At 71.6% G+C, this 15310-nt stretch carries 16 protein-coding genes; 10 read left to right on the top strand and 6 right to left on the bottom strand.

Features of this window, described 5'->3' with window-relative positions; genetic code table 11:
• The first annotated feature begins 6 nt into the window (after positions 1 to 6).
• Both ACIQNU_RS13580 and ACIQNU_RS13575 read left to right on the top strand, forming a co-directional pair.
• Positions 7 to 597, top strand: a complete 591-nt coding sequence (locus tag ACIQNU_RS13580; protein WP_401365418.1) for an N-acetylmuramoyl-L-alanine amidase — start codon at positions 7 to 9, stop codon at positions 595 to 597.
• Positions 598 to 652: 55 nt separating this feature from the next.
• On the top strand, positions 653 to 1645 hold the full coding sequence (locus tag ACIQNU_RS13575; protein ID WP_401365417.1) for a 1-aminocyclopropane-1-carboxylate deaminase/D-cysteine desulfhydrase: 993 nt from the start codon (positions 653 to 655) through the stop codon (positions 1643 to 1645).
• Here the strand turns inward: ACIQNU_RS13575 and ACIQNU_RS13570 are convergent.
• Positions 1624 to 3222: a Na+/H+ antiporter gene (locus ACIQNU_RS13570; protein WP_401365415.1), complete on the bottom strand. Its 1599-nt coding sequence runs from the start codon at positions 3220 to 3222 to the stop codon at positions 1624 to 1626. The two genes, ACIQNU_RS13575 and ACIQNU_RS13570, sit on opposite strands and share 22 nt — an antisense overlap.
• Positions 3223 to 3296: 74 nt before the next feature.
• Between ACIQNU_RS13570 and ACIQNU_RS13565 the strand changes: the two genes are divergently transcribed.
• From ACIQNU_RS13565 to ACIQNU_RS13555, 3 genes are all read left to right on the top strand, one after another.
• Entirely contained in the window at positions 3297 to 3557 is a 261-nt protein-coding gene (locus ACIQNU_RS13565) for a UBP-type zinc finger domain-containing protein (RefSeq protein ID WP_401365413.1), read from the top strand.
• Between the two features lie 290 nt (positions 3558 to 3847).
• The gene (locus ACIQNU_RS13560; protein WP_389894829.1) at positions 3848 to 4261 is read left to right on the top strand and encodes an anti-sigma regulatory factor; all 414 of its coding nucleotides are present in this window, start codon (positions 3848 to 3850) and stop codon (positions 4259 to 4261) included.
• Positions 4258 to 5541 (top strand): SigB/SigF/SigG family RNA polymerase sigma factor, encoded by a 1284-nt coding sequence (locus tag ACIQNU_RS13555; RefSeq protein WP_401365410.1) that lies wholly within the window; start codon positions 4258 to 4260, stop codon positions 5539 to 5541. Before ACIQNU_RS13560 ends, ACIQNU_RS13555 begins: the two co-directional genes overlap by 4 nt.
• A 34-nt stretch (positions 5542 to 5575) precedes the next feature.
• On the opposite strand, the gene ACIQNU_RS13550 is transcribed toward ACIQNU_RS13555, so the two are convergent.
• Positions 5576 to 6064 (bottom strand): hypothetical protein, encoded by a 489-nt coding sequence (locus ACIQNU_RS13550; RefSeq protein ID WP_401365407.1) that lies wholly within the window; start codon positions 6062 to 6064, stop codon positions 5576 to 5578.
• 115 nt (positions 6065 to 6179) lie between these two features.
• Between ACIQNU_RS13550 and ACIQNU_RS13545 the strand changes: the two genes are divergently transcribed.
• Together ACIQNU_RS13545 and ACIQNU_RS13540 are read left to right on the top strand one after the other, a co-directional pair.
• Positions 6180 to 7148 carry a diacylglycerol/lipid kinase family protein gene (locus ACIQNU_RS13545; protein ID WP_401365405.1) on the top strand — a complete coding sequence of 323 codons (969 nt, stop codon included), beginning with the start codon at positions 6180 to 6182 and terminating at the stop codon, positions 7146 to 7148.
• A 319-nt stretch (positions 7149 to 7467) separates the two neighbouring features.
• A complete protein-coding gene (locus ACIQNU_RS13540; RefSeq protein WP_043443760.1) occupies positions 7468 to 7725 on the top strand; it encodes a WhiB family transcriptional regulator in 258 nt (85 codons plus the stop codon).
• Between the two features lie 204 nt (positions 7726 to 7929).
• On the opposite strand, the gene ACIQNU_RS13535 is transcribed toward ACIQNU_RS13540, so the two are convergent.
• Together ACIQNU_RS13535 and ACIQNU_RS13530 are read right to left on the bottom strand one after the other, a co-directional pair.
• The gene (locus tag ACIQNU_RS13535) at positions 7930 to 9396 is read right to left on the bottom strand and encodes a sensor histidine kinase (protein WP_401365645.1); all 1467 of its coding nucleotides are present in this window, start codon (positions 9394 to 9396) and stop codon (positions 7930 to 7932) included.
• Positions 9397 to 9689: 293 nt separating this feature from the next.
• Positions 9690 to 10760 carry an SIS domain-containing protein gene (locus ACIQNU_RS13530; RefSeq protein WP_401365401.1) on the bottom strand — a complete coding sequence of 357 codons (1071 nt, stop codon included), beginning with the start codon at positions 10758 to 10760 and terminating at the stop codon, positions 9690 to 9692.
• A 261-nt stretch (positions 10761 to 11021) separates the two neighbouring features.
• Here ACIQNU_RS13530 and nagB point away from each other — a divergent pair, with 261 nt between their 5' ends.
• Positions 11022 to 11807, top strand: a complete 786-nt coding sequence (gene nagB / locus ACIQNU_RS13525) for a glucosamine-6-phosphate deaminase (protein ID WP_401365398.1) — start codon at positions 11022 to 11024, stop codon at positions 11805 to 11807.
• Between the two features lie 32 nt (positions 11808 to 11839).
• Here nagB and ACIQNU_RS13520 read toward each other — a convergent pair whose 3' ends face one another.
• Together ACIQNU_RS13520 and ACIQNU_RS13515 are read right to left on the bottom strand one after the other, a co-directional pair.
• A complete protein-coding gene (locus tag ACIQNU_RS13520; RefSeq protein ID WP_401365396.1) occupies positions 11840 to 12481 on the bottom strand; it encodes a response regulator in 642 nt (213 codons plus the stop codon).
• A complete protein-coding gene (locus tag ACIQNU_RS13515; RefSeq protein WP_401365394.1) occupies positions 12478 to 13839 on the bottom strand; it encodes a histidine kinase in 1362 nt (453 codons plus the stop codon). The genes ACIQNU_RS13520 and ACIQNU_RS13515 overlap by 4 nt, the downstream gene beginning before the upstream one ends.
• 210 nt (positions 13840 to 14049) lie before the next feature.
• Here ACIQNU_RS13515 and ACIQNU_RS13510 point away from each other — a divergent pair, with 210 nt between their 5' ends.
• Positions 14050 to 14643 carry a heme-binding protein gene (locus tag ACIQNU_RS13510; RefSeq protein WP_401365643.1) on the top strand — a complete coding sequence of 198 codons (594 nt, stop codon included), beginning with the start codon at positions 14050 to 14052 and terminating at the stop codon, positions 14641 to 14643.
• Positions 14644 to 14686: 43 nt separating this feature from the next.
• Positions 14687 to 15283, top strand: a complete 597-nt coding sequence (locus ACIQNU_RS13505) for an ankyrin repeat domain-containing protein (RefSeq protein WP_401365641.1) — start codon at positions 14687 to 14689, stop codon at positions 15281 to 15283.
• Positions 15284 to 15310: the final 27 nt, after the last annotated feature.

Raw genomic sequence — 15310 nt, 5'->3', positions numbered from 1 at the left:
GCGGTCATGGCCACTCCCCTGACCGCGAGCAGTTTCCTGGACGCGTTGAAGGACGAGGGGCTGACAGTCGTTCAGGTGGGCGACTGGCGCCATCACCACCGCAATCACCAGGGCAAGTGGGGCCCGGTGCACGGTGTGATGATCCATCACACCGTGACATCGGGCACCGCCCGCACGGTCGACCTCTGCCGCGACGGGCACGCGTCACTGCCGGGCCCCCTGTGCCACGGCGTCATCACCAAGGACGGCCGCGTCCACCTCGTCGGGTACGGACGGGCCAACCACGCGGGCCTCGGCGACGACGACGTCCTGCGCGCCGTCATCGCCGAGACCCCGCTCCCCAAGGACAACGAGGCCAACACCGACGGCAACGCCCGCTTCTACGGCTTCGAGTGCGAGAACCTGGGCAACGGCAAGGACCCCTGGCCGGCCGCCCAGCTCGAAGCCATCGAGCGCGCCGCCGCCGCGGTCTGCCGCCGCCACGGCTGGACGGAACGCTCCGTGATCGGCCACCTGGAGTGGCAGCCGGGGAAGATCGACCCCAAGGGCTTCACGATGACCTCCATGCGCGGACGGATCCGCGACCGGCTGGGGTAGGCGTGCGGCTGGGGTAGGTGTGCGGTGCCGGCCGCAGCGGGGTTTCAATGGGGCGGTGAGCACACTCCACCCCCGGCTGCCCTCGCCCCTGCACCCCGTGGACGATCCCCGGTGGACCGCGCGCGGGGTCCGGCTCGTGCTCAAGCGGGACGACCTCATCCACCCGGACATCGGCGGCAACAAGTGGCGCAAGCTCGCCCCCAACCTCGCCGCCGCCCAGGGCCGCGCGCTCGTCACGTTCGGCGGGGCCTACTCGAACCACCTGCGGGCCACGGCCGCCGCCGGACGGCTGCTCGGCGTGCCCACGATCGGCGTCGTCCGGGGTGACGAACTGGCCGGACGCCCGCTCAACCCTTCACTCGCGCGGTGCGTGGCCGACGGGATGCGGCTCTGTTTCGTCGATAGATCGACGTATCGCCGCAAGAACGAGCCTGAGGTACTGGCCGGGCTGCTGCGCCGGGTCGGCGCCGAGGACGCGTACGCCGTCCCGGAAGGCGGCAGCAACATCCTCGCGGTACGGGGCTGCACGGCGCTCGGCGCCGAACTACGCGACGCCGTGGACACGGTGGACACCGACGGCTCCGGCCCCACCGCCCCCACCGACCCGACCGTCCCCGCCGTAGACGTGGCCGCGGTCGCCGTCGGCACCGGAGGCACCCTCGCCGGACTCGCCGCTGGCCTCGGCCCCGGTCAGCGCGCCCTCGGTGTCCCCGTGGTCGCGGGCGGCTTCCTCGGCGAGGAGATACGGGCCCTGCAACAGGCGGCGTTCGGCGGTCGGCGCGGCGACTGGTGGCTGGACGACCGGTTCCACGGCGGTGGCTACGGCCGTACGGATCCCGCCCTGGACGCGTTCGCCGACGACTTCGAGCAGCGCCACGGACTGCCCGTGGAACGTCTCTATGTCGCCAAAATGCTCAAGGCACTCCTCACGCTCACCGAGGAGGGAGCCTTCGCCCCCGGCACCCGGCTGGCCGCCGTCATCACCGGCCGCCCCTTCCCCACGGCCGCCGGAGAGACGGTCACCGGTCAGGCCGACTCCTCGCGATAGGCAGCCGCCTCCTCCAGATCCAGCCGGCGCAACAGCGTCCGCATCAGCTCGTCGTCGATGACCCGGGCGTCCCGCAGCCGGACGAACACCTCACGCTCGGACGCGATCATCTCCCGCGTGAGCCTGCGGTAGGTGTCGTCGGCGGACTCCCCGGTCACCGGGTTCGACTGCCCCAGCCGCTCCCAGACGGCGTTGCGGCGCCGCTCCAGGACGTTCTTGAGCCGGTCCACGAGCGGTTCGGGCAAGGCGTTGCGCTCGTCCTGGAGGAGTTCGTCCAGGCGCTGGTCGGCGGCCCGGGACGCGGCGGCCTGGGCCTGCGCCTCGGCAAGGGTCTCGGCCTGCGGGTCGCGCCCCGGCATCTTCAGCAGCCGGATCAGACCGGGCAGCGAAAGCCCCTGCACGACGAGGGTCCCGATGACGGTCGTGAAGGTCAGGAAGAGCACCAGGTTGCGGGCGGGGAAGTCCGTGCCGTCGTGCAGGGTGAGCGGGATCGAGAAGGCGACGGCCAGCGACACCACGCCCCGCATGCCCGCCCAACTGATGACGAGGGGCCGCCGCCAGTCCACGATCCCCTCGCGCTCCCTGATCCGTCTGGACATCCACAGCGGCAGATAGGTGGCCGGATACGACCACACGAAACGGACCGCCACCACGATCACGAACAGGGCGATGGCGTACCAGATGACATCCGTCCCGCCGTAGGCCCCCAGCCCCTTGAGGACGACCGGCAGTTGCAGGCCGATCAGGGCGAACACCGACGACTCCAGGATGAAGGACACCATCTTCCAGACAGCGGCCTCCTGGAGTCTCGTCTCGAAATCGACCTGCCAGGAGCGGTGACCGAGGTAGAGGGCGACGACGACCACGGCGAGCACACCGGACGCCCCGACCTGCTCGGCGGCGGCATACGCGGCGAACGGCACGAGCAGCGACAGCGTGTTCTGGAGCAGCGCCTCCTTCAGGTGGGTGCGCAGCCAGTGGATCGGCACCATGAGGAGCAGCCCCATGCCGACCCCGCCGAGCGCCGCCACCAGGAACTCCCGGATACCGCCCGCCCAGCTCGCGCCCTCACCGATCGCGGCGGCCAGGGCGACCTTGTACGCGGTGATCGCGGTCGCGTCGTTCACCAGCGACTCACCCTGAAGGATGGTGGTGATCCGCGACGGCAGCCCCGAACGGCGGGCGATGGCGGTCGCGGCCACGGCGTCCGGCGGCGCGATCACCGCACCGAGCACGAGCGCGGCGGTCAGCGGCAGCCCCGGGATGATCAGATACGCGAGCCAGCCGACGGCGACGGTCGCGAACAGCACGTACCCGACGGACAGCAGCGCCACCGGCCGGATGTTCGCGCGCAGATCGAGGTACGAACTCTCCATGGCGGCCGTCTGGAGCAGCGGCGGCAGGATCAGCGGCAGCACGATGTGCGGGTCGAGCGTGTACTGCGGAACCCCGGGGATGTACGACGCGATCAGGCCGACCGCGACCAGCAGCAGCGGGGCGGGTACGGGGGTCCTGCGCGCGGCACCGGCCACGGCGGCGCTCGCCGCGATCAGTGCCACCAGTGACAGCGCGTCCATGGGACCCGCCCTCCTGTATCTCGTCGTGCTCCGTCGACCGACGGAGCGTCGCGCGCGGACGTAACCTGGCCATCATGAAGGAGTGCTCGCACGTCTTCGTGCTTCCGGAACCCGAGCCCACCGCGCAGAGCGACACCTGCCTCGAATGCGTGGCCGCGGGCACCCACCCCGTACAGCTGCGGATGTGCCTGGAGTGCGGGCACGTCGGCTGCTGCGACTCGTCGCCGCTGCGGCACGCGACGGGGCACTTCAAGGACACCGGACATCCGATCATGCGGACGTTCGAGCCCGGCGAGAGTTGGCGCTGGTGCTTCGCGGACACGGTGCTGGTCTGAGGGCCACCGGCCCGGAGGCGCCGCGGGCTTTCGTCCGGCCGCCGCGATCAGGACGGTTCGGCCTTACAGTGCCTGGGTACGTCATCCCGGCGCGCGGACTTCCGGTAGGGACCCGCAGACCCCTGGCCACCGTCCGTACTCATGGGCATACGATGAGTGACAGCGAGGGGCGGGGCCCCCGGGACAGGCCCGTCGTGAGCGCGATAGCGTCACCGCTGAACCATGTTTCGCGTTACCCGGGGGACGACCCCCGGGGCCCCGAAAGAGCATGTACCACCTTGGAGGTGAGGGTGTCCCAGATCGCAGGCGAGCCCGGGACCCAGGACTTCGTGGAAGTCCGGCTGCCCGCTGCGGGTGCCTACCTGTCGGTGCTGCGGACGGCCACGGCCGGACTCGCGGCGCGTTTGGACTTCACCCTCGACGAGATCGAGGACCTCCGCATCGCGGTGGACGAGGCATGCGCGATCCTGCTCCAGCAAGCCGTTCCGGGGTCGGTGCTCAGCTGCGTCTTCCGGCTCGTCGACGACTCACTCGAAGTCACGGTCGCGGCCCCGACCACCGACGGCCGCGCACCCGAGCGGGACACCTTCGCCTGGACCGTCCTGTCGGCCCTCGCCGGCAAGGTCGACTCCACCGTCGCCGAGGACAAGACCGTCTCGATCAGCCTCTACAAACAGCGCGGCGCGGGACCCGGGCCGGCGTGAGGAACGGGGAAGGGCCGGTGCGGGACGAAGAGCGCGGCAACCGCGGCACACCACATCTTCCCGCCGACGGCACCGAAGGCCGGGGCGGTTCACGACGCACACCCCGCGGCATCCCCGGACAGCAGGCCAGGCCGCACCCCGAGGACACCTCCGGGGAAGCGGCCGGTGCGGCCGAAGCGTCGGAGCAGGCAGAGCCGAGTGAGCCGAGGAACCCCGGGCACGGACGCGAGACGGCGTCCGGCCGGGGCGACGGGCCGGGGGCACCTCCCAGCGGTGGCTGGGGGAGGGCGGGATACATGACTGAGCACGAGCGATCCGGCGAGCGGGCGGAGCAGCGGTCCGGCGGCCCCGAAGCGGGCGCGCGGGACGGCCAGGGCACGCCGGACACCCGGACGGGCGGTGCCGTGCCGGGGCAGGCGGACGCGTCCGGGCACGGTGACGAGCCCGAACACGCCGACGTACCCGGCGCGTCCGACGTGGCCGACGTGCCCGAGGACCTGGTCGTGCCCGAGCGTCAGCGCGGCGGGCCGGACCGGACGGCCGCGCGGGCGATGTTCGTCGAGCTGCGCAAACTGCCCGACGGCAGCACGGAGTACGCGGAGCTGCGCAACCAGCTCGTCCGGATGCACCTCCCGCTCGTGGAGCATCTGGCCCGCCGTTTCCGTAACCGCGGTGAGCCGCTGGACGATCTGACCCAGGTCGCCACCATCGGTCTGATCAAGTCCGTGGACCGCTTCGACCCGGAGCGCGGGGTCGAGTTCTCCACGTACGCGACTCCGACCGTCGTCGGCGAGATCAAACGGCACTTCCGGGACAAGGGCTGGGCGGTACGGGTGCCGCGCCGGCTCCAGGAGCTGCGGCTCGCGCTGACCACGGCGACGGCCGAGCTGTCGCAGCAGCACGGCCGCTCCCCCACGGTCCACGAACTCGCCGAGAAGCTGGCGATCTCCGAGGAGGAGGTCCTGGAGGGCCTGGAGTCGGCGAACGCCTACTCGACGCTGTCCCTGGACGTCCCCGACACGGACGACGAGTCACCGGCCGTCGCGGACACCCTCGGCGCGGAGGACGAGGCGCTGGAAGGCGTCGAGTACCGCGAGTCCCTGAAGCCGCTCCTGGAGGATCTGCCGCCCCGGGAGAAGCGGATTCTGCTGCTGCGGTTCTTCGGGAACATGACGCAGTCGCAGATCGCGCAGGAGGTCGGCATCTCGCAGATGCATGTGTCCCGGCTGCTGGCGCGGACGCTCGCACAACTGCGCGAGAAGCTGCTCGTGGAGGAGTAGAGCCGGCCGTGGAGGAGCGAGGCGGGGGTTCCGGTTACGGCTTCGGGTCGCTGCCCGGTCCGCGGATGCCCAGCGCCTCGGTGGTCGTCGGATTGACCAGCAGGACCAGGGCCGTCACGGCGACCACCGCCAGGGCGATCCCGCCGGGGATGAGCATGCTGTCCGCCTGGAGCAGCGTCCACGCCACGGGCAGCGCCATGATCTGCGTGATGATCGCGGGGCCCCGGCTCCAGCTCCGCCGCTTCAGCAGTCCGCGCGCGGCGAGCAGCGGCAGCAGCGCAAGCACGATGAGCGTCACCCCGCCGGTCTCCGCCTGCTGGGCGTTGTCCGGGTTGCCCGCGAGGCCCATCACCAGCATGTAGACACCGGCCGCGGCGAGCGCCAGGCCCTCCAGGGCGGCGAGCGCGGCGGCGGCCGTCAGCCGACCGGGGCGCGGGCCCTCGGGGGCGTCCGATGCTGTGTTCTGGGCGGACTGAGCGGTCTGTGCGGTCTCTGCGGGGGCGGGGGTCCGGTCGGAAGTCACCCCAGCAGGGTAGCCCTCGCCCTGTCACCGGGAGCCGCCCGGATCCCTACCCGCTTCCTACCGTGCCCTTACCCAGGGCTGGGATCGGTACCGCCCGGTAGGTACTCTGCATCGCATGCGCGCTCTCCTCGTGGTCAATCCGGCAGCAACCACCACGAGTGCGCGTACGCGTGACGTCCTGATCCACGCACTGGCCAGCGAGATGAAGCTCGAAGTGGTCACGACCGAGTACCGCGGCCACGCCCGGGACCTCGCCTGGCAGGCGGCGGAGAGTGACGACGTCGAGCTGGTCGTCGCACTCGGCGGCGACGGCACGGTCAACGAGGTCGTGAACGGCCTGCTGCACCAGGGCCCCGACCCGGAGCGACGCCCCCGGCTCGCCGTGGTCCCCGGCGGCTCGACCAATGTCTTCGCACGGGCGCTCGGACTGCCGAACGACGCAGTGGAAGCGACCGGCGCCCTCCTTGACGCGCTGCGTGAGGGACGCGAACGCACGGTCGGCCTCGGATTCGCGGCCGGAACCCCGGGCACCGACGACGAATCGGTGCCCTCGCGCTGGTTCACGTTCTGCGCGGGCCTCGGATTCGACGCGGGCGTAGTAGGCCGGGTGGAGCAACAGCGGGAACGGGGCAAACGTTCGACACATGCCCTGTATGTACGTCAGGTGATGCGGCAGTTCCTCGACGAACCGAACCGCCGGCACGGTGCGATCACTTTGGAACGGCCGGGTGAGGACCCGGTGGAGGATCTGGTCCTGTCCATAATCTGCAATACCGCACCCTGGACCTACCTGGGAAACCGGCCGGTCTACGCCTCGCCCCGCGCTTCGTTCGATTCCGGCCTCGACGTGCTCGGGCTGAAGAAGCTCTCGACCCCCGCAGTCGCCCGGTATGCCACACAATTGCTCACTTCGTCCCCCGAGCGGGGACCCCATGGGAAGCATGCCTTGGCCCTGCACGACCTGAGTGACTTCACCTTGCATTCGAAGGTTCCGCTCCCCCTCCAGATGGACGGCGACCACCTCGGACTGCGCAAGAGCGTGACGTTCACAGGCGTACGCCGTGCACTGCGTGTGATTGTGTGAGCGGAAGGGGCAAAAGTCCTTTCACTCGAACGTTTAGGCAAGGGTCCACCCCATGGAAGTACGGCTGTGACCTAGTCGACACCGAGGAATCAAAAAAAACTTTCCAGAAGGGGTTGTATCCGCAGCCGAGGTTTGCGAATCTCTATGTGGCGCTCGGGACGGCCCGCGACATCGGCCCCCACGGAGAGCCCGAACCCCTCCTCAATCCACAGGACCACCCCAGAGAGATCTGGGTGTAGGCCCTTCACTTGTTGAGGGATTCGTGAAAGCGTTCACATTCACAAGCAATCCCGATGTAACACCAAGAGAGGTAGCAGCCATGGACTGGCGTCACAACGCCGTTTGCCGCGAGGAAGACCCCGAGCTGTTCTTCCCCATCGGCAACACTGGTCCTGCGCTGCTGCAGATCGAGGAAGCCAAGGCCGTCTGCCGCCGCTGCCCGGTTGTCGAGCAGTGCTTGCAGTGGGCGCTTGAGTCCGGTCAGGACTCCGGCGTCTGGGGTGGCCTCAGCGAGGACGAGCGCCGCGCGATGAAGCGTCGCGCCGCCCGCAACCGGGCGCGCCAGGCCACCGCCTGACGCCTCCGCCCCACAGCCTGAGCCCGGCGGCGCGTACAGCGAGTACGCATCTTCCCGCCCCCGAGCCGCAGCGCGCAGTACCCCCGAAGTGCTCAGCGGAGTGAACGAAGAGCCCCGGACCACCAGGTCCGGGGCTCTTCGCCGTGCCCTCAACTCCCGGCCGGGGAAGGCGGGTCGACGCCCCCGAGGCTCCCGTACCGGTGGCTACTTGTCGGCGCGGACCGGCAGGTCCAGGACGACCTGTGTCCCCCGCTCCGGCGCCCTGACCATGTCGAAGGTGCCGCCCAACTCGCCCTCCACCAGCGTCCGGACGATCTGGAGACCCAGATTCCCCGAGCGGTGCGCGTCGAAGCCCTCCGGCAGACCGACACCGTCGTCCGTGACGGTGACAAGGAGCCGGGTCGCCTGACTCGTGCCACCGCGCACGGCCGACACCTCCACGGTGCCGGTGTCACCGGGGCCGAAGCCGTGCTCCAGGGCGTTCTGGAGGATCTCCGTGAGGACCATCGACAGCGGGGTCGCGACCTCGGCGTCCAGGATGCCGAAGCGCCCGATGCGCCGGCCCGCGACCTTGCCCGGCGAGATCTCCGCCACCATCGCAAGGACCCGGTCGGCGATCTCGTCGAACTCCACGCGCTCGTCCAGAGTCTGGGACAACGTCTCATGGACGATGGCGATGGAGCCGACCCGCCGTACCGCCTCCTCCAGCGCCTCCCTGCCCCGCTCCGACTCGATGCGGCGGGCCTGGAGCCGCAGCAGCGCGGCGACCGTCTGGAGGTTGTTCTTCACCCGGTGGTGGATCTCCCGGATGGTGGCGTCCTTGGTGATCAACTCCCTTTCGCGGCGCCGCAGTTCCGTCACGTCCCGCAGCAGCACCAGCGAACCGATCCGGGTCCCCTTCGGCTTCAGCGGGATCGCCCGGAGCTGGATCACCCCGTCATTGCCCTCGATCTCGAACTCGCGCGGCGCCCACCCGCTGGCCACCTTCGCCAGGGCCTCGTCCACGGGCCCGCGCGAGGGCGCCAGTTCGGCCGTCGTCACGCCCAGGTGGTGTCCGACCAGGTCGGCGGCGAGACCGAGCCGGTGGTACGCCGACAGGGCGTTCGGCGAGGCGTACTGGACGACCCCGTCCGCGTCGAGCCGGATCAGCCCGTCCCCCACCCGCGGCGAGGCGTCCATGTCGACCTGCTGGTCCGGGAACGGGAACGAACCGGCCGCGATCATCTGCGCCAGATCGGACGCGCTCTGCAAGTACGTGAGTTCGAGCCGGGACGGCGTACGGACCGTCAGCAGGTTGGTGTTGCGTGCGATGACCCCGAGGACCCGGCCGTCCCGGCGCACCGGGATGGACTCGACCCGGACCGGCACCTCCTCGCGCCACTCCGGGTCGCCCTCGCGCACGATCCGGCCCTCGTCGTGCGCGATGTCCAGCATGGGGCGCCGGCCGCGCGGCACGAGATGGCCGACCATGTCGTCCTGGTACGAGGTGGGTCCGGTGTTGGGGCGCATCTGGGCGACGGACACGAAGCGGGTGCCGTCGCGCGTGGGGACCCAGAGGACCAGATCGGCGAAGGAGAGGTCGGAGAGCAACTGCCACTCCGACACCAGCAGATGCAGCCACTCCAGATCGGTGTCCGAGAGAGCGGTGTGCTGGCGTACGAGATCGTTCATGGAGGGCACGCTGCCGAGCGTACCCGCGGGCCGCGGCGCCTGGGAGGGACCCTCAACCCTGCCCGGCACCGCAGCCCGGAGTTGCATCGGCCTCGGGGTGTGCGGTCCCGGTCGGCCGAGGGGAGGAGCCGGAGCAGTCAGGGCAGAGAGCGCCGGTTCCTCGGACCGTCCTCCTGTGCGGGGAGGACGGAGCCGTGTCCCCGGGAGCGACCCGGGGAAGCCCAACGCTTGACATTGTGGACTAGACCATTCTCCGTGTCCATGCGTTGGCCGAACTTGTTGAAACGGCGCCGTCAGTGGGTCTCCGTTACCTTGGCGAGGGCGCGTGGGGCGTCCGGGTCCTGACCTCGGGCGATGGTGACCTCGTACGCCAAAAGCTGGAGCGGGATGATCTCCAGGATCGGCTGGACCTCCTCGGCGACGTCGTCCGTCGGCAGGACGAAGCCCGCCGACGCCTGGTCGACCTGGGCGCGGGGGCCGATCACGACGAGGTCGGCGCCGCGTCCGCGCAGCCGGTCGAGCACCGGTTGCAGGGCTTCGCCGCCCTTGCCCGCCGTGACGACGGCGATCACCGGCGAGATGTTGTCGACCATGGCGAGCGGACCGTGCAGGAGGTCGGCGCCCGAGTACGACAGGGCCGGGATGTAGCTGGTCTCCATCAGCTTCAGGGCGGCCTCCTTCGCGGTCGGGTAGCCGTAGCCGCGCGAGGTGATGACCATGCGCTCGGCGAAGCGGTAGCGGGCGGCGAGCGCCCTGATCTCGTCCTGGCGCCCCAGGAGCCGGGCCGCCAGTTCGGGCAGCGCCATCGCCGCGCCGCCGTCGCCGCCCGCCAGGCCCTCCACGAAGAGGTAGAGGGCGAGCAGCGACGCCGTGTACGTCTTGGTGGCGGGCAGCGCCTTCTCGGGGCCCGCCATGATGTCGATGTGGTACTCGGACACGGCCGCGAGCGGGGAGTCCGGGTTGTTGGTGACGGCGACCGTGATCGCGCCGGCGTCGCGGGCCGCCCGGGTCGAGGCCACCAGGTCGGGCGAGCCACCGGACTGGCTGACCGTGATCACCAGGACGTCCCGCAGGTCGGGGCGGGCGCCGTACGCCGTGGTCGTGGACATCGACGTCAGCCCGCAGGGCAGGCCGAGGCGGATCTCCAGGAGGTACTTGGCGTACAGCGCGGCGTTGTCGGAGGTGCCGCGCGCCGTCAGCAGCACGAAACGGGGTGCGCGCGCGGCGACCTGCTCGGCGACCGCGCGGATGCGAGGAGCGCCGGTGTCCAGGATGCGGCGCAGCACCACGGGCTGCTCGGCCATCTCCTGCGACATGATCCGGCCCGGCCACTCGCTCTGCGGGTCGGGGGTGGTGGCGGTCATGCGGTTCCTCCTGGGTCGCCGTCGCGTCTGGCGGGCCTTCGCCGGGTCCATTCCACCCTCCCGCGCCGCTGTGCGCCCGTCCGGGGTCGCGGATACCGGGGATATCGGCTTCCAGGGATACCGGGGTCCCGAAGGTCCCGTTCGAGAGGCGCTCTGCTAGATTGGTCTATACCACATGTCGGACAGGTGTCCGACGCGTGTACCGCAGGTGCCCCCGCGTAGCTCCTCCTCCCGTCCCGTCTCCAGATCGGCAGGCCCAGCGTGGAAGTTGTGATCGTCCCGGACGCCAAGGCAGGCGGCGAACTCGTCGCCGAGGCCATGGCCGAGCTGCTCCGCCGCAAGCCCGACGCGGTGCTCGGTGTCGCCACCGGATCGACCCCGCTGCCCGTCTACGAGGCGCTGACGGCCAAGGTCAGGGCCGGTGCCGTGGAGGTGTCGCGGGCGCGGATAGCGCAGCTCGACGAGTACGTGGGGCTGCCCGCCGACCACCCGGAGTCCTACCGGTCCGTGCTCCGGCGCGAGGTGCTGGCGCCGCTCGGGATCGGTGAGGAGGCGTTCATGGGGCCGGACGGTGCCGCGTCCGACATCGTGGCGGCCTGCCAGGCGTACGACGCCGCGCTCGCCGGCGCCGGAGGGGTGGACCTTCAGCTCCTCGGGATCGGGACCGACGGGCACATCGGGTTCAACGAGCCGTGCTCCTCGCTCGCCTCGCGCACCCGGATCAAGACGCTCACCGAGCAGACCCGTGTCGACAACGCGCGGTTCTTCGACGACGACATCACGCAGGTGCCGCACCATGTGATCACCCAGGGCATCGGGACGATCCTGGAGGCCCGGCATCTCGTGCTGCTCGCCTCGGGCGAGGGCAAGGCCGACGCGGTCGCGGCGAGCGTCGAGGGGCCGGTCGCCTCGGTGTGTCCCGCGTCCGCGCTCCAGCTCCATCCGCACGCCACGGTCGTCGTGGACGAGGGGGCCGCTTCGAAGCTGAAGCTCGGCGACTACTTCCGGTACACCTTCGCCAACAAGCCTTCGTGGCAGGGGATTTAGCCCTCACGGGGGCGCGGGTGGCCGACCGGCGGTCAGGGGAGCAGGCGCTGTTCCTTCGCCACGGCCACCGCGCCCGCCCGGGTGTCGACGCCGAGTTTGTCGTAGATACGGCCCAGATGGGTCTTCACCGTCGCCTCGCTGATGGACAGGGCGCGGGCGATGTCACGGTTGCCGAGCCCCCGTGAGAGCTGGCCGAGAATGTCCCGTTCCCGGTCGGTGAGGGTCGGCTGCGGGCGGCGCATTCTGGCCATCACCCGCCCGGCGACCGGCGCCGAGAGCGCCGTACGCCCCTCGGCCGCCGCGTGGATCGCGGCGAACAGCTCCTCCGGGCGCTCGGCCTTCAGCAGATAGCCCGTGGCGCCCGCCTCGATGGCGCGGGTGATGTCGGCGTCCGTGTCGTACGTGGTGAGCACCAGGACCCGGGCGGTGCCGTCGGCCACGATCCGGCGGGTGGCCTCCACGCCGTCGATGCCCGCGCCGAGCTGGAGGTCCATCAGGACGACGTCCGGGGTCAGCCGGGCCGCCTGGGCGACGGCCTCCGCGCCGCTGCCCGCCTCACCGACGACCTCGATGTCCGGCTCGCTGCCGATCAGGGCGAGCAGTCCGGCCCGTACGACGGTGTGGTCGTCGCAGAGCAGGATCCGCACGCGGGCGGGCGGGGGCGGGGTGGTCACGAGGGGGCCTCCGGGGGCGGGTACGGGGTGTGCGGTGGGGGCGTGTTCGGGGTCTGGGGCGGGGGCAGCGGGACCGTCGCCGATACGACCGTGCCCTCGCCGGGCGCCGACTCGACCGTGAGCGTGCCGCCGAGCTGGCGTACCCGGGCGCGCATCGCCGGGAGGCCGTGGCCGCGTACGCCACGCGCGCCCGGGGCCGGGCGGGACTCCTCGTCGGGCGGGGTGAAGCCGTGGCCGTCGTCGGCGATGTCGAGGACGACCCGGTCGTCCAGATGCGTCAGGGTCAGCGTGGCGGTGGTCGCTCCGGCGTGTTCGGTGACATTCGCGAGCGCCCCCTGCGCGATCCTCAGCAGCGCCGACCGCGCCCGGTCCGGCAGGTCCCCGTACGCCGTGCCCTCGGCGGCGCCCTCGACATGGACGCGGACCGTCAGCCCGCCCTCCGCCTGGGCCGTCTCGCGCGTGGCGAGCGTGCGCAGCGCCGCCTCCAGGCCGCCGCCGTCGGCCAGGTCGGCCGGGGCCAGGTCGTGGACGAAGCGGCGGGCCTCGGCGAGGCTGCGCTCCGCGATGCCCGTCGCCGTCAGGATGTGCCGGTGGGCCGTGTCCGGGTCGCTGTGCCAGGTGCGGTCGGCCGCCTGAAGGAGCATCTGCTGACTGGACAGGCCCTGCGCGAGGCTGTCGTGGATCTCCATGGAGAGCCGCTGGCGCTCGGCGAGTGTGCCCGCGCGGCGTTCGGTGGCGGCCAGTTCACGCCGGGTACGGAGCAGGTCCTCGATCAGCTCGGCCTGCCGCGCGGCCTGGCGCCGCATATGGAGGAAGACGGCGGTCGCGACGGCCGCCACGGCGGGCGGGACCAGCACGAGGTACGCGTCGAAGCCGCCGGCGAGGCGCAGTTGGGCGGCGACGACGAACGCCGTCAGCACGGTGACCAGGGCCAGCGCCGCGCGCGGCGGCAGAATCCGCAGCCCTGTGTAGAACAGCGGTACCGCGCACCACGCGAAGCTCGGCGCCAGGACCACCAGGACCGTCCAGACGGCGACGAGGACGCCGAGCCAGATCGTCGCGCGGGGCGTGGGGCGGGGCGTGGGACGGGAGCCGAAGACCGGTCCGAGGAGATAGAGCACGGCCAGCGTGATCGACAGGGCGATGATCCACGGAGTGCGGGCCTCGCCCGGATGTCTCGTCAGGAAACGGGTGAGCGAGGCACCGAGCAGCAGGAAGAACGCGGCGTGCATCAGGAGGGCGAGCCACCGGGTGTCGGGATCGCCGGGCGCGGACCCACTGCGGTGCTGCACCTCGTACTCCCTGCGGATGTCGTACCCCTGTGCATGGTCGTCGACCGGGACGCCGGACCGTTCCATGGTCACCCCGGTTCAGGCGGCGCGCATCAACCGATCGGCTGACGGGACCGTCCGCCGATGCGCGCGCCGGATCGAGCCGCTACGCCGACCGTACGGGCCCGGAGGCGACCGGAGGATGGGCAGCGGAGCGAGACGGCGGCGCCGCGAAGGGCCCGCCCGCTCCTGATTCCACCAGCGTTCCGCTCAGGCCAAGGAGATCCCGTGAGGACCATGAAGACCCTCAAGTCGACGGCCCCCCGCACCCGCACCCGTCCCCGCACCCGCGTCCTCACCGGAGCCGTCGCCGTCGCCGTCCTGGGCGCCGGAGGCTTCGGCGTGGTGGCCGCGAACGCCTCGACCCCGGAGTCCGCCACCGCCGCGCCCGCCAAGTCCGGCCCCGCCGACCGGAACCTCCGGCAGTCGACGCACCTGACCCTGGCCGCCGCGACCGACGCCGCGCAGGCCGCGCTCGACGCCGCGAAGAAGGAGAACCAGCGGGTCTCCGTCGCCGTGGTCGACCGTGACGGCAACACTCTGGTGACGCTGCGGGGCGACGGCGCGGGGCCGCAGTCCTTCGCGTCGGCCGAGAAGAAGGCGTACACCGCCGTGTCCTGGAACGCCCCCACGTCCGAGCTGGTCAAGCGGCTGGAGGGGGCGCCTACGCTGAAGGACATTCCCGGCACACTCTTCCTGGCGGGCGGTGCCCCTGTGCAGGTCAAGGGCGCGCCGGTGGCCGCGGTCGGAGTGGCCGGGGCGCCCTCGGGCGACCTGGACGAGAAGTTCGCGGCGGCCGGGGTGGCCGCCCTTGCCAAAGGGCGCGGCTAGCGGCGAACGGCCGCGTGAGACGAGGGAGCCCACCATGTCCGACCTGAAGGCGCTCGACGGCCGGCTGCTCGACGCGGCCCGTACCGGCGACACCGAAGGGGTGCGGGCCGCGCTCGGCGGCGGTGCCCGCGTGGAGGCGCGTGACGAGGAGCGCCGTACCCCGCTGCTCCTCGCCGCCCTCGGCGACCATGTCGGCGCCGCCCGGCTCCTCGTGGAGGCGGGCGCGGACCCGGACGCGCAGGACCGGCGGGACGACAGCGCGTGGCTCGTCACGGGGGTCACCGGCAGCGTGGAGATGCTGCGCGTCCTGCTGCCGGCCGGGCCGGATCTGACGCTGCGCAACAGGTTCGGCGGCATCTCGGTCATCCCGGCCGCCGAGCGGGGGCATGTGGCGTACGTACGGGAGGTGCTGCGCGCCACCGACATCGACGTCGACCATGTCAACGCACTCGGCTGGACGGCTCTGCTGGAGGCGGTGATCCTCGGCGACGGAGGGCGGGCGCATCAGGAGGTCGTCGAGCTGTTGCTGGCGGCCGGGGCGGCGCGGGAGCTGCCGGACCGTGACGGGGTCACCGCGCTGGAGCACGCCGAGCGGCGCGGGTTCGCCGAGATCGCGGCGCTGCTCCGGGCAAAGCGGTAGCCGGAGTACGGCGAAGGGCGCCGGGCA

It is taken from the genome of Streptomyces sp. NPDC091292 (assembly GCF_044757265.1).
Taxonomy (GTDB): Bacteria; Actinomycetota; Actinomycetes; order Streptomycetales; family Streptomycetaceae; genus Streptomyces.
The sequence above is the reverse complement of the archived record's forward strand: the minus strand, read 5'-3'. Positions and strand labels throughout refer to the sequence as shown.